Annotated in this window: 2 protein-coding genes; both read right to left on the bottom strand. The window is 62.9% G+C overall.

Annotation, left to right across the window (positions count from 1 at the left end; genetic code table 11):
- On the bottom strand, nucleotides 1–1,077 hold a 1,077-nt coding region (locus ENZ75_RS27990), incomplete at its 3' end, for a 3-deoxy-7-phosphoheptulonate synthase class II (RefSeq protein WP_164888054.1).
- Between the two features lie 135 nt (nucleotides 1,078–1,212).
- Nucleotides 1,213–2,604 (bottom strand): TRCF domain-containing protein (locus ENZ75_RS27985; protein WP_281061298.1); only part of this gene is annotated, 1,392 nt, incomplete at its 5' end.

Genomic DNA, 2,604 nt, shown 5'->3' with positions numbered 1-2,604 from the left:
GGCCTCGATCGTGTTGCCGTGCATCGGGTCCGACGACCACACCACGGAGCGGCCTTCCTTCTGCACCGCGCGAACCAGCTTCGGCAGATGGTCGGCGACCTTGTCGGAGCCGAAACGTGCAATCAGCGTCAGCCGGCCGGGTTCATTTTCGGGGTTGAGCAAGTCGATCAGCTCCAGCAAGCCGTCCGGCGTCAGCGACGGACCGCATTTCAGGCCGAGCGGGTTCTTGATGCCGCGGCAATATTCGACATGCGCATGGTCCGGCTGGCGGGTGCGGTCGCCGATCCAGATCATATGGCCCGAGGTAGCGTACCAGTCGCCGGAGGTCGAATCGACACGCGTCAGCGCCTCCTCGTAGCCGAGCAGCAGCGCCTCATGGCTGGTATAGAAATCGGTCTCGCGCAGCGCGTAGTTGGTTTCCGAAGTGATGCCGACGGCCTTCATGAAGTCCATCGTCTCGGTGATGCGGTTGGCGAGCGACTCGTATTTCTCGCCCTGCGGGCTGTCGGACACGAAGCCGAGCATCCAGCGGTGCACATTCTCCAGGCTGGCATAGCCGCCTTGCGCGAAGGCGCGCAGAAGGTTGAGCGTCGCCGCCGACTGGCGGTACGCCATCTCCTGGCGAGCGGGATCCGGAATGCGCGACTTCGGGTCGAATTCGATGCCGTTGATGATGTCGCCGCGATAGCTGGGCAACGTCACCTCGCCCTTGGTCTCGTTGTCGGACGAGCGCGGCTTGGCGAACTGGCCGGCAACGCGGCCGACCTTGACCACCGGCTGCGCGCCGGCGAAGGTCAGCACCACCGACATCTGCAGGAAGACGCGGAAGAAGTCGCGGATGTTGTCTGCGCCATGCTCGGCGAAGCTCTCGGCGCAATCGCCCCCCTGAAGGAGGAATGCGTCACCGGCAGCGACCGAAGCGAGCTGCTTCTTGAGCTTGCGCGCCTCACCGGCAAAAACCAGCGGCGGAAAGGTTGCGAGCTGGGCCTCCGTGTTCTTCAGCGCTGCAAGGTCCGGATAAGCAGGAACCTGCTTGATCGGCTTTGCTCTCCACGAATTCGGCGACCATTTCGTCATCGCTGCACCCAACGCTCTTTCCAGCGGCCTATACTCCGCCATTCCCGGCCCCAATTGGGGATCGCGGCTCCATACACGAAGCCAATTTCCTATTCTAGACCGGAATTTCAGCGCTGGCGAATGGTCCGAGGCTAGCTACGCCGCCTTCTCCACCAGCCGTGCCAACTGCGTCATGACGACCGCCGAGCCCGCCAGCCTCTTCTCGGCTGTCGGCCAGTCGCGCACGAAGACGACACTGTGGTCCGGCCGGATCTTGGCCAACGATCCCTGTTCGCCAATGAACTTGACCAGCCCGACCGGGTTGGAGAATTCGCGCTTGCGGAAATGGATGACGACGCCCTTCGGCCCGGCGTCGAGTTTTTCGACATTGGCCTTGCGGCAGAGCGCCTTGATGAAGACGATCTTCAACAGATGCTTCACCTCCTCCGGCAGCGGGCCGAAGCGGTCGATCAGCTCGGCGCCGAAAGCGTCGATTTCCTCGGTGTTTTCGAGATCGCCGAGACGGCGATAAAGCGCCAGCCGGAGCTGCAGGTCCGGAACATAGCTTTCCGGGATCATCACCGCCGTGCCGACGGCAATCTGCGGCGACCAGCCGCCATCCTGCACCTCGCCCGAATCCTTCACCTCGGCGACGGCTTCTTCCAGCATCTGCTGGTAGAGTTCGAAGCCGACCTCCTTGATGTGTCCGGACTGCTCCTCGCCGAGAAGATTGCCGGCGCCTCTGATATCGAGGTCGTGGCTGGCCAGTTGGAAGCCGGCGCCCAGAGTGTCGAGCGATTGCAGCACCTTGAGCCTCCGCTCGGCGGTGTCGGTCAGCTTGCGGTTGGCCGGCAGCGTGAACAGCGCGTAGGCCCGCACCTTCGAACGGCCGACGCGGCCGCGCAATTGGTAGAGCTGCGACAGGCCGAACATGTCGGCGCGGTGGATGATCAGCGTGTTGGCGGTCGGAATATCAAGGCCGGATTCGACGATGGTGGTCGACAACAGCACGTCGTACTGGCCGTCATAAAAGGCATTCATGATGTCGTCGAGTTCGCCCGGCGGCATCTGGCCATGAGCCACCGCCACCTTCAACTCCGGCACGGATTCCTTCAGGAAATCATGTATTTCCGAGAGATCGCTTATGCGCGGCACCACATAGAAGGAATGGCCACCGCGATAGCGTTCGCGCAGCAGCGTCTCGCGGATCACCAGCGGATCGAAGGGCGATATGAAGGTGCGCACCGCCATCCGATCGACCGGCGGCGTGGCGATCAGCGACAGCTCGCGCACCCCGGTCAACGCCAGTTGCAGCGTTCGCGGGATCGGCGTCGCCGACAGCGTCAGCACGTGCACGTCGGTCTTCAGGTCCTTCAGCCGTTCCTTGTGCTTGACGCCAAAATGCTGCTCTTCGTCGATGATCAGCAGACCAAGGTTCTTGAACGAGATCGCGGAACCGAGCAGCGCGTGCGTGCCGATGACGATGTCGACCTGGCCTTCGGCGATGCCTTTCTTGGTCTCGGCCAGTTCCTTGGCGCCGACCAGCCG

The organism is Mesorhizobium sp. M7A.F.Ca.CA.002.04.1.1 (assembly GCF_004022805.1).
In the GTDB taxonomy this organism is placed as follows: Bacteria; Pseudomonadota; Alphaproteobacteria; order Rhizobiales; family Rhizobiaceae; genus Mesorhizobium; species Mesorhizobium ciceri.
The sequence above is the reverse complement of the archived record's forward strand: the minus strand, read 5'-3'. Positions and strand labels throughout refer to the sequence as shown.